The sequence below is a fragment of the Streptomyces sp. NPDC058052 genome (assembly GCF_042885515.1).
Classification (GTDB): Bacteria; Actinomycetota; Actinomycetes; order Streptomycetales; family Streptomycetaceae; genus Streptomyces.
Genome location: NZ_JBHVRX010000003.1, coordinates 193380 through 208798 on the forward strand (window position 1 = coordinate 193380; position 15419 = coordinate 208798).

Below are 15419 nucleotides of genomic sequence, written 5' to 3' on the forward strand. Positions count from 1 at the left end.
GGGTTCATGCCTCCTCGATGGGGGCGCGCAGGGCCGTGCCGCCGGAGCGCCACGCGGTGGTGACGGCTTCGGCGAGGACGTCCTCCAGAAGGACGGTGGCCCGCGCGCCGAAGGCGACGTCGGCGGCGAGTCCGGGTTCCTCGGCGAGCAGACCGCCGACGACCTCGCGCCGGACCAGCTGCTCGTGGACGGCGTCGGCCTCGACGTGCTCGTCGTAGTAGCGGGCCGCGTCCTCGCCCGCCCCGCACCGGCGCAGGGCGGCGGCGAGCCAGGACGCGGCGGGCGGGGAGGTGATCTCCAGGACGGCGAAGTGGCCGACGAGGGCGCCCCGGTGGGCGCGGTGGAGACCGAACAGCGACATCACGTTGGCGGTGGCGAGGGCGGGCGCCCCGATGACCGGCAGGTAGTGGCCGTGGCCCGGGTCGAGGCCCAGGGCGCGCATCAGGCCGGCGTAGAGCCGGGCGTGGACGCGCTCCTCCCGGCCGGCGCCGAACTCGTCGTACAGCACCGTCGCCATGCCCGCCTTGGCGCGCCCCCGGAGCCGGGGCAGCACCCAAGCCTGCGGGTCCGACTCGCGGAGCTGGTGCGCGGAGCGCAGGACCGCGTGCTCGCGCAGCTGCTCCAGGGTGCCGTGGCGCATCAGGTGGCGGGAGACGCCGCCGCCGTCGGGCGGTTCGGTCAGCAGGCCGTCGAAGACCTCGGCGGGCGTCGCGGATCCGGCGCACTCCTCCCGCAGCGCCTCCTCGAAGCGGTCCTCCAGGAGGGCCCGCAGCCGCAGCAGGCCGAGGTCCCACTCGGCCGCGTCGGGCACGTCCGCGAAGCCGCGGTAGTGGAGCTCGTAGCCGAGGTGCAGGGCCAGCTGGACGTCCTCGCCGTACGGGTCGGCCGCCGCGACGGCGCCGGGCCCGGGCAGCGCGCCGGACCGGCCGCGCAGCCGGGCGGTCACGGCGGCGGAGAGGTCCCCGCGGTCCGGGGGCAGGGCGGGGGCCCGGGTCCCCTCGGCGTGCGGGGCGGTGGTCGTCATGGCGCGGTCTCCTCGGTGCGGGGCGCCCGGGTCCGGGCGTCCGGGCCGTCAGGCGGGCGGCGCGGGGTCGGCCCGCCGGGACCGGGCCCGGCGGCGGTGGCTGGTGTCGCAGAACGGGTCCCGCAGGCTGCGCCGGCACCGGCACAGCGCGACGACGGGCCGGTCGCTGCGGCGTACGGTCCCGTCGGCCGCCACGACCTCCACGGGGCCCTCGACGAGCAGGGGGCCCTCCGCGAGGGGGGTGATCCGGACGGCGGGGGCGCGGGGGCGGGACCCGGGGGCCGGCGGCGGGGCGGTGCCGGGCCGTGCGGCGGGGTCCTCGGGGCGCGGGGCTGCGGGCGGGTCGTGCGCGGTGTCCACGGCGTACCTCCGGGGGCGGGCCGTGGGGCGGAGGAGTGTACGGCTCCGGTCCCACGGGACGGACGCCTTGGCGCCTGCCCCCTTCCCGGCCCGTCCATGCCCGGGCGCCGGCGGCGTCCGCCGCGGCCGCTCAGCGTGGCGGGCGGGCCAGGGGGCCGGTGTCGAGGTGCCGGAGGAGGGTGAGGGCGTCCTCGTGGACGACGACGGCTCCGGCGTCCTCCAGTTCGCGGCGGGTGGTGCCGCCGGTGAGGAGTCCGACGCAGGGCACCCCGGCGCGTCCCGCGGCCTCGACGTCCCAGACGGTGTCGCCGACGAGGACGGCGTCCTCGGGGTCGGCGCCCGCCTTGGCCAGGGCGGCCCGCACCAGGTCGGGGGCGGGTTTGGTGGCGGTGACGTCGGCGCCGGTGGTGGCCGCGTCGATCACGTCGTCGGCGCCGAGCCGGGCGCGGACGGCGGCCACCTCCTCCTCCGACGCCGAGCTGGCGAGCACGATGCGCCAGCCGCGGGCGGCGGTGGCGCGCAGCAGTTCCGCGGCGCCGTCGAAGGGGGCGAGGGTGTCGAACCAGGTGGCGTAGAGCGTGCTGTGGGCGCCGGCGATCGCGTCGTCCTCGCCCGCCCTGCGGCCGTCGCCGAGGACGGCGTCGAGGAGCCGGTCGGCGCCCATGCCGACGGCGCGGTGGATCCGGGCCATCGGGACGGTGTGGCCGTGCTGCCGCAGGGCCATCCACCAGGTGAGGGTGTGGAGGTAGGTGGTGTCGACGAGGGTGCCGTCGACGTCGAACAGCGCGACGCCGCGGGGGCGGGGCGCGGGGTGCGGGGTCATGGCGTCTCCCGGGGCGGAAGGGTGCCGCTGGGCCGGTGCCGTCCCCGGGCGCCGGCACCGTGCGCCTGCCCTCGCCCGGCCCGGCCATGCGGGGGCGAAGGCGCTGACCGCGCGGATGACGACGAGCCGCTCGGTCCGCGTGCCCGGCGGGACGAGGCCGCGCCGCTCGAACCGCTCCCCCGCGACCGGTGCGGCGAGGTCGCGGCGCAGGACGCGGACCCGGCAGCCGGGCGGGCGCGCGTCGCGGCGGGTGGCGGTGACGGCCGCCGGGGGCTGGACCGGGCGGACGGTGGAGGACAGGGCGGGCGGCGGACGGGGCTGACGGTGGAGGGCGAGACGGGCGGGGTGGAGGAGGTAGGACCCGCGGCGGCGGAGGGGCAGGGCCTGCGGGGCGGCGGAGGGGTTAGGGCCTGTGCGGGCGGGTAGCCGCGCGCCGAAAGGTACTCCGCCGTACACAGGGAGATGACCGAGATGGTGCACGACACGATCGAGGTGGAGGCCCCGCTGCGCGAGGTCTACGACCAGTGGACGCAGTTCGAGGAGTTCCCCCGCTTCATGAGCGGTGTCGAGGAGGTCCGGCAGCTCGACGACCGGCTGTGCCACTGGCGGACCAAGGTCGCGGGGGCGACCCGCGAGTTCGACACCGAGATCATCGACCAGCTCCCCGACGAGCGCATCGCCTGGCGGACGGTCGGCGGGGACGTGAAGCAGAGGGGTGTCGTCACCTTCGAGCGGGTGGACGACGCGCACACGCGTGTGCGGCTCAGCATGGAGGTGGAGCCCTCGGGCATCGCCGACAAGGCCGCGAAGGCGATCGGGGTCGTGGAGAGCCAGGTCGAGGGCGACCTCCACCGGTTCAAGGACTACATCGAGGACCGCGACCACGCGACCGGCGGCTGGCGCGGCCGCCTCCGCCCCGCCGACAGCTCGGGCGAACCCGCCCCCGCCGCCCCGGCCGCCCCCGAAGGGGACATGCTCCCCGGCGGCATGCCCGCGCCCCCGTCCGGGACCGTGCCGCGGCGGGCCGGCCCGCCGTACGACGGACCCATGTAGTCATGGACGGCACCCGCTCCCCCGGCTCCGGCCCCCGCTCCGGCTTCCGTCTCCTCGACGTCTCCCTGCACACCGAGGAGCGGGGCCGTATCGCGGTGGCCCTGGGTGCCGGGGCGAGGGACGCCGCTCCGCTGGTCCTCGGCGAGGGCACGGTGGTGAGCGTGGGGCTGACCTTCCGGCTGGGCCTGGACGTGGACGCGCTGGTCTTCGAGGAGGAACGCGTCCGGGACGGGCGGGCGCCGGTCTCCCACCGGACGCCGCTCGGCGGCTTCCGCCGCGGGGGACCGTACGAGGTGCGGCTCCCGCCGCAGCGGATGCCCGTCGGCAAGGCCCACTGCGGTCTCTACCGGGTGACCGGGCGTCTGACGGACGGTCACGGACGGGAGCTGGCCCGGGTGGACCACCACGTCCGCCTGGTCCACCTGAGCGGAACGCCCAAGGCCGCGCCCGGGGCGGCCCAGGAGCCGTCCGAGGCGGCCCAGGAACCGTCGGAGATGGTCCAGGACCCGACCGAGGCGGCGCGGGGCCTGTCCGGAGCGGCCCAGGACTCGCCCGAGATGGTCCAGGACCCGACCGAGGCGGCCCAGGACTCGCCCGAGGCGGCCCGGGCCTCGTCGGCGTCGGCCGCGGGCCGGCCCGCGGCGCCCGCCTGAGGGGCGGGACGGGGCCTCGGCCGAACGGCCGTCCTCGATGGTGCGGCGGGCGCGGCCGGGGCGGAGGATCGGAAGAAGCAGAGGCTCGGAGGCTCGGACGGGCGGAGGATCAGTGGGGCGGCGGCCCGGCGCCGTACGCCTCCCTCCACCCCCCTCCACCTCCCTCCACCTCCCCCGTCGTGCTCTCCCTCCCCCGCCGTCCGCCGTCCTCCTCGTGAAGGGGCCGTCCGCCCATGCACCCGCACGACAGCAACCGCCGCCGGTACGGCGAGGCCGTGTTCCGGCCCGAGCAGGCCGGCGAGGGGGAGCGGATCGACTTCGGCGCGCTCGCCTACGACGACGTCACCCTGGCCCGGCTGACGGCGCTCGGCGCAGGGCCGGGGTGGCGCTGCCTCGACGTCGGCGCCGGTACGGGCACGGTCTCCCGCCGCCTCCTGGAGGAGGCCGGGGTCGAGAGCGTGCTGGCCGTCGACCGGGACGTGCGGTTCCTCGCCGAGCGGCCCGTGCCCGGGCTCGACCTGCTGGAGGCCGACGTCACCGCGCCGGACTTCTCCCCGGGCCGGTTCCGGCTCGTCCACGCGCGGTTCGTGCTGATGCACCTCCCGGAGCGGGAGCGCGTGGTGGCCCGGCTGGCCGAGCTGGTGGAACCCGGCGGGGTGCTGGTGCTGAGCGACGCCGTGGACCTGACGAGCGACGGGGCGCCCGCGACGCCGTACACGCGGGCGATGCGGGCGATGTGGCGGGGACTGCGGGACACCATCGGCACCGACGTCTCCTGGGTCCCGTCGTACCCGGCCCTGCTGCGCGCGTCCGGGCTGAGCGGCGTGGCCGCCGAGATCCACGTGCCGCCGCTGGTGCCGGGCAGCCCGATCAGCCGGTTCTGGGCGGACACCTGGGAGCGGAGCCGGACGGCGATGGTCGCCACGGGGCTGGTGGACGACGCCGGCCTCGACGGGGCGGTGCGCTACCTGGAGTCGGCGCAGTGCGCGGCGCTGTCGGCCGGGATGCTCACGGCGTGGGGCCGGCGCTAGCGCGCTGCCCGGTCCGCCGCAGCAGGTAGGCGGCGGCCGAGGCGACCAGGACGAGCATGCAGGCGATGAAGACCAGGCCCGCGCCCTCCAGACCGAGGGGGTCGGCGAGCAGGCCGACGCCGATCACCGGGATCGAGATGCCGGTGTACGCCACCACGAAGAGGGACGAGATGACGGCGGCCCTCCGGTCGGGGGGCGAGGCCGCGGCGACGGCGGAGAGCGCCGCGCGGAAGGCGAGGCCCTGGCCGGTGCCGCCGACGAGCGCGGCGAGGACGATGAAGACGAGCTGGTCGGTGTACAGGGCGCAGGCGAGCAGGACGAGACCGCCGAAGAGGACGGCGCAGCCGAGCGGCAGCGAGCGGGTGGCTCCGAAATGACCGGCGGCGACCTGCCCGGCGGTGGAGGCGAAGAAGGCGAGGGCGACGACGAGGCCGCTGACGGCGTGGTTGTCGACGTGCAGGTAGCGGGCGAGGAAGGCGGGGCTGACGGAGGTGAAGACCCCGAAGAGCGCGAAGCCGGCGAAGGAGGCGACGGCCGCCGGCACGAACACCGCCCGCACGCGCGCGGGGAGGGCCGGTTTCCGCGGCCGTACGGCGCTGAGGGGGCGGCGTTCCGCCACCGTCTCGGGCAGCCACTGGAGGACGAGGGCCGAGACCCCGACGAGGACGAGGTGGACGGCGAAGGGCAGCAGCAGCGGCTCGGGGGCGTACTCGGCGAGGAGACCGGCGAGGAGGGGCCCGCAGCCGAGGCCGCCCATGTTCGCGGCGGTCGCGACGAGGGTGGCGCGGGCGGTGCCGCCGGGCGGGGCGAGTTCCATGACGTACGCGGTGGCGGCGCCGGTGAAGAGGCCCGCCGAGAGCCCGGACAGCAGCCGGCCCGCGTACAGCCAGCCGAGTGCGTCGGCGCAGAGGAAGCAGACGGCGCTGGCGGCCGCGAACGCGAGTCCCCACCGCAAGGTGGGGCGCCTGCCGATGGTGTCGGAGGCGTTGCCGGCGAGGAGCAGCACGCCGATGACCCCGAACGCGTAGACGGCGTACACCACCGTGACGGTGAGTTCGGAGAAGCCGAACTTCTCCTGATAGAGGGGGTAGAGCGGGGTCGGGAGCGTGGTGCCCGCCATGCACACCACGAACACCGCTCCGCCGAGCAGACAGGGCAGCCACCCGCGTCGATCTCCGGCCATACCGGCGACCGTAACCCGCGCCTCGCCCCGCTCCCCGGCAGCACGGCGGGCCGGCCACACCGCTGGGCGCACACCATCGGTTCCTGGCCGGTCCCCGGCTCCCGCCCCGGCCGCGCCGGCCCCCGGTCAGCCGCCGGCGCCCGGCACCCAGTGGTTGTGCACGCTGACCACGCGGGGCATCGGCTGGTCCTTCCAGCCGAGGTCGGCCGCGATCGGCATCATCCTGTCGGCGAACGCCTTCATCTGCTCCTCGCTCGCCCAGACGTCGAAGATCTCCAGACCGCTGTCGGTGCTCACGCAGGCGTGGGAGAGGCAGCCGTCGAAGATCCCGGGCGTGGACTGGAGCTTGGCGTTGAGCGTGTCGTACTGGTCCGTGCTGACTCCGCCGAGGACGGCGTGGACGAGGATCGCCATGACCCTTCCTCCTCGTGAGGCGACGCTCCACCCCCTCACCCCCAGCACACCACGCCGGGCCGGGGACGGCACCCGCTCCGGGTGCGCGCCCCGGACCGTGCCGGTATGCCGGAGGTACCGGTACGCGGAGGAGGGCGGCCCGCCATGACACGCTCGGCGCTCGTCGTGATCGACATGCTGAACACGTACGCGCACGAGGACGCGGATCGGCTCGTGCCGTCCGTGACGGCGGCGCTGCCCGCGCTCGTGGACCTGCTGCGGCGCGCGCGGGCCGCCGGGGCCCCGGTCGTCTACGCCAACGACAACTTCGGCCAGTGGCGCTCCCACCACGGGGAGATCCTCGACCTGGCCCTCGCGGGCCGGCACCCGGACCTGGTGGAGCCGGTGCGGCCCGACGACGACGCGCTCTTCGTCGTCAAGGCGCGGCACTCGGCGTTCTACGAGACGCCGCTCGCGTACCTGCTCCGCTCCCTCGGGGTGACCGACCTCGTCCTCACCGGCCAGGTCACCGAGCAGTGCGTGCTGTACTCGGCGCTGGACGCCCACATCCGGCACCTGGGCGTGACGGTGCCCCGGGACGCGGTCGCCCACATCCACGCGGACCTGGCGCGGGCGGCGCTGCGCATGATCGAGCGGAACATGGACGGCCGGATCGTCGACGCCGCCGACGTCACGTTCTGACCGTCCCGTCCGTCCCGTCCTGTCCCCGCTCCGTCCCGCTCCGTCGGGCCGGATCTAGAAGCCCAGGCCCAGGAGGGCCACCTCCAGCGGGAGGGCGGGGCGGTCGGGCAGGGCGGGCGGTTCCTGGCCCCGGCCGGTGTGGGTCGGGCGCACCGGGCGCAGCGCGGCGAGGCCGTCCGCGGCTTGGTCCGCGCGGTCGGCGCGGAGGGAGAGCGTCATCCGCCGGCCGTCGGCCAGGGTCGTCTCCAGCGTGTTCGGGTCGTTCGTCCGCATGGCACCTCGCTCGGGTCGCACACGATGGATCACCGTTCCACCGGTAAGGACGGACGGGCGGGCGGAGGGGTTCCCTCCGGGTTCAGGGGCGGGTCAGCCCGCTTCGGCGCGGTTCAGCCCGCCTCGGGGGCGGGGGACGACGTGGCGGGTTCCGGGCGGTCGTCCGGTGTCTCGGTGGCGGCGACCCGGCGGGTGAGGCGGGTGCCGATGCCGAGCTGGGCGGCCGCGGCGGCGAGGGCGACGACGAGGCAGCCGATCCAGAGCGGGGCGGCGCCCCAGGTGTGGATCACCCAGCCGCCGACCAGCGGCGCGACGACGGCGGAGCCGGTCCAGGCGACCTGGTAGAGGCCCTGGTAGCGGCCGCGCAGGTGGTCCGGGGAGATGCGGGCGACGAGCGCGAAGCTGGTGGGGGTGTTGCCGATCTCGCCGAGGGTCCACACGATGATGGAGGCTCCGTAGATCCAGGCCGTGTGGCCGAAGAGGAGGACGGAGTAGCCGACGCCGATCAGCGCCGAGGAGCCGGCGAGCACCCAGGATTCGGGGAAGCGTTTGTAGAGCCGGGTGAGCGGCAGTTGCACGAGGACGATCACGATGCCGTTGAGCGCGGCGACCTGTCCGAAGGTGCTCGGCGAGAACCCGTCCTGGCCCATCGCGATGGGCAGTCCGCTCTCCGACTGGAGCAGGATGGTGAGGACGAGGAACTGGGCGGCGACGAACGCGACGAAGGACCGGTCGCGCAGGACGGCGCCGAATCCCTCGGCCTCCTCGGCCTCGGTGGGTGCGGTGGTCCGGGAGCGGCCGGGGACGCGGGTCGCGATCATCACGGCGCCGATCAGGGTGGTGGCGCCGTTGAGCCAGAAGAGGGCGGTGTATCCGGTGAGGGAGACGAGGCCGACGGAGAGCATCGCGATGGAGTAACCGACGTTGATGGCCCAGAAGTTGAGCGAGTAGGCGCGGACCTGGTCCTTGCCGGGGATGACGTCGGCGATGAGCGCGTTGTGGGCGGGGCGGGTCGCGTTGTTCGTGACGCCGACGACGAAGGCGCCGATGAGCAGGGTCCACGGGGAGCGGGCGTAGGCGAGGGCGATCATGCTGGCCGCGGTGGCGCCCAGGGCGCCGACGAGCGTCGGCTTGTGGCCGAACCGGTCGCCGAGGGCACCGCCGAACGGCCCCGCGACGAGGGAGCCGACGCCGATGCCGGCGACGACCGTGCCGGCGAAGGCGGCGCTGCGGTCCAGCTCTTCGGTGATGTAGAAGGCGAGCAGGGGCATCACGAAGCCGCAGGCGCGGTTGATGAGTTGAGCGGTCCAGAGCCACCAGAAGCCGGACGGGAGCCCGCCGAAGGTCGCGGCGAAGGACGTGCGCGCCTTCGTCAGTGGCCGGAATCGCATGCGTGCCCCTTCGTCGTGACGGTGTCGGACGGGGCGGACGGTACGAGACCGGAGTTCCGCCGGGCCGAACACCGAATGAATACCGGCCGGAGCGGTTCCGCGAAAGGCGGGAACGCGCCACGCGCCTCTCGGACAGGTGGGTGAACCGCCCGTGAATGTGGTTCACCGGGGAGATAGGGAACCTTTCGGCGGAAGAGTGACGGTGTTCCCCGCCGGACGCTACCGTGGTCCGCGAAAGAGCCCGCACATGCCCGCCGATTCTTCGGAGTTGACGGAGTTTTCCGCAAACGGCGAGGTCAGCGGGGTCTTTCGCGTGACGCTCTCCATCCCTATGATCTTACTCGCGCACCGGCCCCATGCACTGATGTACCGCGATATATGAGGATCAGTCAGACTTTTGGGCCCGCAGCGCCGGCACGGGCCCGGTGGATGCGGATCGCACGAGTTCTTCCCGTTCTTCACAGCACTTCCGCACCGCTGATCCACGACAGCTCGGAGGCGAAGAGCACATGACCGACATGGAACGCGAACCACGGGCGGGGAACACCGCCGGATGAACCCTCTGACCTACACACCGCGCCTGGTGAAGGCGCTCCCCCCGGTGCACGTGAACGGCCGGACGCTGAAGGCGTACGCGATGTTCGCGGAGCCGGAGCGGGCCGGCGAGCTCCCGAAGCCGGAGTGGCTGGAGCACCACGCGGCCACGGTGCTGAGCGAGCCCCCGGCCGAGGGCGACCACCCCGCCGGCTTCCTGATCCTGCACCGCGGTGCGGAAGGAACGTATCTGCTGGTGAGCCAGTGGTACGACGCCGACATGCTGAAGCACTGGGTGCGCGGCGCGGTCGTCGACGCCGGGGGGACCACGTCCTTCGCCCCCCTCGCCCAGCGGGACCTGATCGCCTGCGTCTGGGAGCTCGAAGTGGTGAAGTTCGAGCGCGACGCCTGGGTCAACACCGTGCTGGCGCGCGGCAGCGACGACCGGGCGGCCATCGACGCGTACCTGGACACGACCTTCTCGGGGTGGGTGTGAACCACGACATCGAGGTCCGGCCGATCGAGCCGGACCACTTGGACGCGCTGCTCGCACTGTGCGTCGAGCACGCGGAGTACGAGAAGGCGGAGTTCCACGAGAACGGCCAGGTGGAGCGCTGGCGTTCGGCGTTCTTCGGGGAGCCGCCGGCGCTGTACGGCTGGGTCGCGCTGGACGGCGGGGAGCCCTGCGGCTTCATGACCGTGACCACCGACTTCGCCACCTGGAGCGCCGAGCGCTTCGCCTACATGGACTGCCTGTACCTCCAGGAGGAGTACCGCGGACTGGGGCTCGGCAGGGTCTTCCTGGAGCGGCTGCGGGAGTTCGCGCTCGCCGAGGGATGCGGCTGGGCCGAGTGGCAGACCCCGCCGGACAACGAGTCGGGCATCGGCTTCTACGAGCGCATGGGCGCCCGGTCGAAGTACAAGGTCCGCTTCCACTACGACGCCGGGGTGCGTGACGCCTCGTGACGACGACCCCCGGACCGGCGTCCGGACCGACGCCCGACGCCCCGACCGCCGACGCCCCGACCGCCGGCTCCGCGCACGCGGCGCCGGCGTCACCGCCCGCCGCGCTGCCGCCGTGGTCGATCGACCCGGCCGGACGGGCCGGCCCGGTGCCCGCGCTCGGCGACCTGGTCCGCGTCCCCGCGGTCAACTGGCCGGACCGTCCGGCCCTCCACGACGGACGGCTCGGCCTCACCTTCGCCGAGCTGGAGCGGCGGGCCACGACGCTCGCGGCCTGGCTGGCCGGGCGGGGGGTCGGCCCGGACGACCGGGTGGCGGTCCTCGCCGAGAAGAGCGCGCTGATGCCGGTGCTGGCCGTCGCGATCTGGAAGTGCGGCGCCGTCTACGTACCGCTCGACGGCACGGCCCCGGAGCCCCGCCTGCGCGGGCTGCTCGGGCGGCTGGAACCGCGGGTCGTGCTCGCCCTCGACGACCGGGAGCCGGTGGCCGGCGGGGAGGTCTGGGCGGGCCGGACGGAGCTGGACGAGATCCTGTCGGGTCCGGCGCGGGAGTGGCCGACCGTGCCGCACCGGCCGGAGTCCACGGCGTACATCATCTTCACCTCGGGCTCCACGGGCGAGCCCAAGGGCGTGGAGATCACCGTCGCCAACCTGGTCGCGTACTTCGGGAACCACAACGAGGTGCTCCGGTTCACGCCGGAGTCGCGGGTGTTCAGCCTCTCCCCGTTCCACTTCGACGTGTCGATCGAGGACACGCTGCTGCCGCTGTCGCTGGGCGCGTTCGTCCACCAGTTCCGCGGGATGCACGCGGGCGCGGTGATGCGGGCGGTCATCACGCGCGAGCGGATCACCCATCTGATCGCGGTCTCCACCCTGCTGACGATGATCACCGAGGGCGGGCGGCACGTCACCCGGGAGAACTTCCCGAACCTGGAGATGGTGATGACGGGCGCGGAGGTCTGCGACCCCGGCGTCATCAACGTCTGGAAGGACGGCCTCCCCGAGGTCCGGGTCATCAACGTGTACGGGCCGACCGAGGCGACGATCGTCTGCGTCGCCCACGAGATCGAGAGCGTCGACCGGGAACGCGTCGGCTCGTACCCGATCGGCCGGCCCCTGCGCGGCGTGGCGGCACGGATCGTCGACGACGGGACCGAGGTCCACGAGGCCGGCCGCGTCGGCGAGTTGTGGATCGGCGGCGAGCAGGTGATGCGCGGCTACTACGGGCAGCCGGAGGAGACGGCCCGGCGGGTGGTCGAGGTGGACGGCGTCCGCTACTACCGCACCGGCGACCTGTGCAGCTACGACGGGAACGGCGACATCGTCTTCCGCGGCCGCGACGACGACGAGGTCAAACTGGCCGGCCGCCGGATCCACCTGGGCGAGATCCGGCAGACCGTGCTCAGCTGCCCCGGTGTCGAGCGGGCGGCCGTCGCCCTCGTCCCGCGCCTGGGCCACGACGTGATCGCGCTGGTGGTGATGGCACCGGACCGGGCGGTCGTCACGGACGTGGAGAAACGGCTCGCGGAGCTGCTGCCCGCGTACATGCTGCCGACCGTCGTCGCCTGGTCGCCGGAGCTCACCGTCTCCTCGACGGGCAAGACGGACGAGAAGCTGCTCATGCGGCGGCTCGCCGAGGCCGTCCGGGACGCGAGCGCGACCCGCTTCGCGTTCGGCCCCGCGGGGGACGTGGCGCCGGTCGACGGGGACGGTCATGCCTGACGCGGAGACGGCGGCGCTGCACCCCGAGTTCGCCCGGCTCGCCACGGCCCGCCGGATCATGGCGGTCCGGGGCTCCACCGGGTCGCTCACGGAGGACCGGGCCAACGCCGAACGCTGGATCGCCCGTTTCGGCGGCGCCGTCGACCCGGCGGACGGCGCCGCGGTCGAGGCGGGACCGCACGCGGTCACCGTCCGGCCGGCGCGCGAGGATCCGGACAGCCCGTGGGTCGTGTACATCCACGGCGGCGGGATGGTCTACTACTCGACCGCCGTCTTCCAGCCCTTCTTACGCACGCTGGCGGGAACCCTCAGGGCGCCCGTGGAGGCGTTCGACTATCCGAAGGCGCCGGAGCACACCGTCGAGGAGTCGGTGGAGCTGCTGGCGGACCGGATCGCCGCCCGCTGCCGGACGCTGCCGGACCGCCCGGTGGTGCTGGCCGGCGACAGCGTCGGCGGGCTGCTGGCGCTCTATCTGAGCCTGCGGGTCCTGCCCCGGGCCTTCGCCCGGATCGTGCTCCTCTATCCCGTCCTCGACCTGCGGACGGAGCGGGCGTCCTACGGGGCCTTCGGCGAGGGCCACTTCCTCGACCGGGACGCCATGCGGCTCTTCACCTCGTTCCTCGAACCCTTCTTCTCGGCCCGCGACTTCGACCCGATGCGCCTGTCCGGGAGCGATCTGGAACGGCTGCCGGACTGCTCGATCGTGACCGCGGGGTGCGACGTCCTCCGCGACGAGGGCCTCGCCTGGGCGGAGCTGATGGCCGGCCGGTCGCCCGGACTGCGGCACCGGCACTTCCCGGACCTCCCGCACGACTTCTGCCTGTACTCGGGGCGGCTGGCCTCGGCCGGGAGCGCCGTCGCCGAGATCGCCAGGACCGCCTTCCCCCTCACAGAACGGGGCCGCTCATGACCGCCCGAACCGGCCCGGTGACGCTGCCGCCGTGGTCCACCGATCCCGCCGGCGCGGCCGGCCCGCCGCCCGCCCTCGGCGATCTGCTGGCGGCTCCGGCCCGCAAGTGGCCGGATCGCGTCGCCATCGACGACGGGGCGACGCGGCACACCTTCGCCGAGCTGGAGGAGGGTGCCCTGAGGATCGCGGCGTGGCTGGCCGGCCAGGGGGTGGGCCCGGGCGACCGGGTCGCGGTCCTCACCGAGACACGACCTGTCATGCCCATGATCATCCTGGGCATCTGGAAGCGCGGCGCCGTCCACGTGCCCGTCGACTCCGACGACCCCGCGCACCGGACCCGCGCGCTCCTCGGCCGGATCCGGCCGGCCGCCGTGATCGCACCGCCGGCCCGGAGGAACATGCTCCCCGGCACCCCGATGCTCGACGGGGAGGACCTGGCCGCGGTCCTCTCCGGACCCGCCGCCCCGCACACCACCGTCGCCCACGGCCCGCAGGACACCGCCTACATCGTCTTCGCCTCCGGCGCCACGGGGGTGCCGCAGGGCGCCGAGATCACCGCCGCCGGACTCCTCGCCCACTTCACGGGCCACAACGAGGTGCTGCGCCTCACACCCGACGCGCGCGTGCTGAGCCTCTCCCCGTTCCACTTCGACGTGTCCCTCCTGGACACCCTGCTCCCCCTGTCGGTGGGCGCCTTCGTCCACCAGTACCGCAGCCTCCCCGTCGGCGCCCTGCTGCGGTCCGCGGTCGCCCGCCACCGCGTCACGCACCTCGTCGCCGTCACCGTGCTGCTGGACCTGTTCACCCGGGACGCGCGCCAGATCACCCCGGAGAAGCTGCCCACCCTGGAGGTGGTGATGACGGGCGCCCAGGTCTGCCCCTCCCCCGTCCTGCGCGTCTGGGCCGAGCAGCTCCCCGGGATCCGGCTCGTACAGGCGTTCGGCCCGCCCGAGGCCACGATCTTCGGCCTCACCCACACCGTCGGGGCCGCGGACACCGGGAGCGCCGACCCCTGCCCCGTCGGCCGGCCCCTGCGCGGCACCCTCGCGAAGCTCGTCCGGGACGGGGCCGAGGTCCACGGGCCCGGCGCGGAGGGAGAGCTCTGGATCGGCGGCCCGCAGGTCATGCGCGGCTACTTCGACCAGCCCGAGGAGACCGCCCGGCTGGTCGTCGACGCCGACGGGACCCGCTGGTTCCGTACCGGCGACCTCTGCGGGTACGACGCCGACGGCGCCCTCGTGCTGCGCCGCCACGCCGACGAGCGGATCACATGGCTCGCCGGCCGCCGCACCCACCTGCACGAGATCGAACGGGCCGCCCTGAGCTGCCCCGGGGTCGAGCGGGCGGCCGCCACCGTGGTCCGGCGCTCCGGCCGCGACGTCGTCGCGCTCGTGGTCGCCGCGAAGGAACGGCGCGACCTCCCCGGCCTCACCGAGCAGCTGCGCGAGCTGCTGCCCGAACCCCTGCGCCCGGCCCTGCTCGCCTGGAACCGCCCCGCACCGGCCCCCTGGGCACCGGAGCACGGCGGAGCCGACCTGGCCGGACGACTCACCGCGGCGGCCGAACGGCGGTCGCACGCGACGTACTTCGCAATGTCGGCCGACGGCGCCGTCGAACCCTTCGATGACGAGGTGGAGATATGAGCACAGCGGTGAACGACACGGTCAAGGAGAAGGTCGGCGCCTACCTGGAGACGGCCCTCGGCAAGCCGGTGGACCTCTCCCCTCTCCCCGACAGCACCCCTCTCAACACCCTCGGTCTGGACTCGCTCCTGACCATCAGCGTCCTCGTCACCCTCCTGGAGGACGCCGGCGTCGACCTGGGCGAGCACGCGGACTCGCTCGTCACGCCCAGCACCCTCGGCGACCTGTACGCCCTCGCCGACCGGTTCCTCGGCGAGCCGGAGGAGCAGGCACCGGTCGCCGAGAGCGCGGCCGAGCCCCGCGAGCACCACGGCCAGCTCGCCTACTACCAGGCGAAACTGGCCTACGAGATCGACTCGGCGGACCTCAGGGACGCACTCGCCGCCGGGCAGGACCTCGTCGTCGTCGACGGACGCAGCAGCGAGTCGTACGCGGCGGAGCACATCCCCGGCGCCCTCAGCATCCCGCACCGCTCGATCTCCCAGGACTCGCTGGCCGGCCTCTCCAGGGCTCCGCTGTACGTGACCTACTGCGACGGCATCGGCTGCAACGCCTCCACCAAGACGGCGATCAAGCTCGCGACGGCGGGTTTCCGGGTCAAGGAGCTGATCGGCGGCCTCGACTGGTGGAAGCGGGACGGCCACCCGACGGACGGCCACGCCGCCCCGGACCACACCCATCACGCCGCCTGCGGGTGCTGACCGGGGCGACCCGGACCAGAGCCGCGCCAGGAACGACCGTCCGCCGGACCGGAGAGAGTGG

17 protein-coding genes are annotated in these 15419 nt (G+C 74.5%); 10 read left to right on the forward strand and 7 right to left on the reverse strand.

Translation table 11 applies throughout. The features are described 5' to 3' along the window. Nucleotides 1–4 precede the first annotated feature (4 nt). From ACFVU3_RS05610 to ACFVU3_RS05620, 3 genes are all read right to left on the reverse strand, one after another. Nucleotides 5–1024 (reverse strand): iron-containing redox enzyme family protein, encoded by a 1020-nt coding sequence (locus ACFVU3_RS05610; RefSeq protein ID WP_390063934.1) that lies wholly within the window; start codon nucleotides 1022–1024, stop codon nucleotides 5–7. A gap of 48 nt (nucleotides 1025–1072) precedes the next feature. Beyond that, entirely contained in the window at nucleotides 1073–1384 is a 312-nt protein-coding gene (locus ACFVU3_RS05615; protein ID WP_390063936.1) for a CDGSH iron-sulfur domain-containing protein, read from the reverse strand. 130 nt (nucleotides 1385–1514) lie between these two features. Next, on the reverse strand, nucleotides 1515–2663 hold the full coding sequence (locus ACFVU3_RS05620; RefSeq protein WP_390063938.1) for an HAD family hydrolase: 1149 nt from the start codon (nucleotides 2661–2663) through the stop codon (nucleotides 1515–1517). Nucleotides 2664–2669: 6 nt separating this feature from the next. Here ACFVU3_RS05620 and ACFVU3_RS05625 point away from each other — a divergent pair, with 6 nt between their 5' ends. The 3 genes from ACFVU3_RS05625 to ACFVU3_RS05635 all read left to right on the forward strand — a co-directional run bounded on the left by ACFVU3_RS05625 (nucleotide 2670) and on the right by ACFVU3_RS05635 (nucleotide 4944). Then, the gene (locus ACFVU3_RS05625) at nucleotides 2670–3260 is read left to right on the forward strand and encodes an SRPBCC family protein (RefSeq protein WP_390063940.1); all 591 of its coding nucleotides are present in this window, start codon (nucleotides 2670–2672) and stop codon (nucleotides 3258–3260) included. A gap of 2 nt (nucleotides 3261–3262) precedes the next feature. After that, the gene (locus ACFVU3_RS05630; RefSeq protein ID WP_390063942.1) at nucleotides 3263–3913 is read left to right on the forward strand and encodes a hypothetical protein; all 651 of its coding nucleotides are present in this window, start codon (nucleotides 3263–3265) and stop codon (nucleotides 3911–3913) included. A 233-nt stretch (nucleotides 3914–4146) separates the two neighbouring features. Beyond that, nucleotides 4147–4944 carry a class I SAM-dependent methyltransferase gene (locus ACFVU3_RS05635; protein ID WP_390063943.1) on the forward strand — a complete coding sequence of 266 codons (798 nt, stop codon included), beginning with the start codon at nucleotides 4147–4149 and terminating at the stop codon, nucleotides 4942–4944. On the opposite strand, the gene ACFVU3_RS05640 is transcribed toward ACFVU3_RS05635, so the two are convergent. Further along, nucleotides 4922–6127, reverse strand: a complete 1206-nt coding sequence (locus ACFVU3_RS05640; protein ID WP_390063945.1) for an MFS transporter — start codon at nucleotides 6125–6127, stop codon at nucleotides 4922–4924. The genes ACFVU3_RS05635 and ACFVU3_RS05640 overlap by 23 nt on opposite strands. A gap of 126 nt (nucleotides 6128–6253) precedes the next feature. Continuing rightward, nucleotides 6254–6541, reverse strand: coding sequence for a hypothetical protein (locus ACFVU3_RS05645; protein WP_390063947.1), 288 nt, complete (start codon nucleotides 6539–6541; stop codon nucleotides 6254–6256). 144 nt (nucleotides 6542–6685) lie between these two features. On the opposite strand from ACFVU3_RS05645, the gene ACFVU3_RS05650 reads away from it, so the two are divergent. Next, a complete protein-coding gene (locus ACFVU3_RS05650; protein WP_390063949.1) occupies nucleotides 6686–7222 on the forward strand; it encodes an isochorismatase family cysteine hydrolase in 537 nt (178 codons plus the stop codon). 54 nt (nucleotides 7223–7276) lie between these two features. On the opposite strand, the gene ACFVU3_RS05655 is transcribed toward ACFVU3_RS05650, so the two are convergent. Together ACFVU3_RS05655 and ACFVU3_RS05660 are read right to left on the reverse strand one after the other, a co-directional pair. Continuing rightward, on the reverse strand, nucleotides 7277–7495 hold the full coding sequence (locus tag ACFVU3_RS05655) for a hypothetical protein (RefSeq protein ID WP_390063950.1): 219 nt from the start codon (nucleotides 7493–7495) through the stop codon (nucleotides 7277–7279). Between the two features lie 113 nt (nucleotides 7496–7608). Then, nucleotides 7609–8886, reverse strand: coding sequence for an MDR family MFS transporter (locus tag ACFVU3_RS05660; protein ID WP_390063952.1), 1278 nt, complete (start codon nucleotides 8884–8886; stop codon nucleotides 7609–7611). Between the two features lie 553 nt (nucleotides 8887–9439). Here ACFVU3_RS05660 and ACFVU3_RS05665 point away from each other — a divergent pair. The 6 genes from ACFVU3_RS05665 to ACFVU3_RS05690 all read left to right on the forward strand — a co-directional run bounded on the left by ACFVU3_RS05665 (nucleotide 9440) and on the right by ACFVU3_RS05690 (nucleotide 15358). Next, complete coding sequence (locus ACFVU3_RS05665; protein WP_390063954.1) at nucleotides 9440–9916, forward strand: hypothetical protein; 477 nt, start codon at nucleotides 9440–9442, stop codon at nucleotides 9914–9916. Beyond that, nucleotides 9907–10386: a GNAT family N-acetyltransferase gene (locus tag ACFVU3_RS05670; protein WP_390063956.1), complete on the forward strand. Its 480-nt coding sequence runs from the start codon at nucleotides 9907–9909 to the stop codon at nucleotides 10384–10386. Before ACFVU3_RS05665 ends, ACFVU3_RS05670 begins: the two co-directional genes overlap by 10 nt. A 104-nt stretch (nucleotides 10387–10490) precedes the next feature. Then, nucleotides 10491–12104, forward strand: a complete 1614-nt coding sequence (locus ACFVU3_RS05675; protein ID WP_390064304.1) for an amino acid adenylation domain-containing protein — start codon at nucleotides 10491–10493, stop codon at nucleotides 12102–12104. Continuing rightward, nucleotides 12097–13014, forward strand: a complete 918-nt coding sequence (locus ACFVU3_RS05680; RefSeq protein WP_390063957.1) for an alpha/beta hydrolase fold domain-containing protein — start codon at nucleotides 12097–12099, stop codon at nucleotides 13012–13014. The genes ACFVU3_RS05675 and ACFVU3_RS05680 overlap by 8 nt, the downstream gene beginning before the upstream one ends. Beyond that, a complete protein-coding gene (locus ACFVU3_RS05685; RefSeq protein ID WP_390063958.1) occupies nucleotides 13011–14657 on the forward strand; it encodes an AMP-binding protein in 1647 nt (548 codons plus the stop codon). The genes ACFVU3_RS05680 and ACFVU3_RS05685 overlap by 4 nt, the downstream gene beginning before the upstream one ends. Beyond that, complete coding sequence (locus ACFVU3_RS05690) at nucleotides 14654–15358, forward strand: rhodanese-like domain-containing protein (protein WP_390063959.1); 705 nt, start codon at nucleotides 14654–14656, stop codon at nucleotides 15356–15358. The genes ACFVU3_RS05685 and ACFVU3_RS05690 overlap by 4 nt, the downstream gene beginning before the upstream one ends. The last annotated feature ends 61 nt before the right edge of the window (nucleotides 15359–15419 follow it).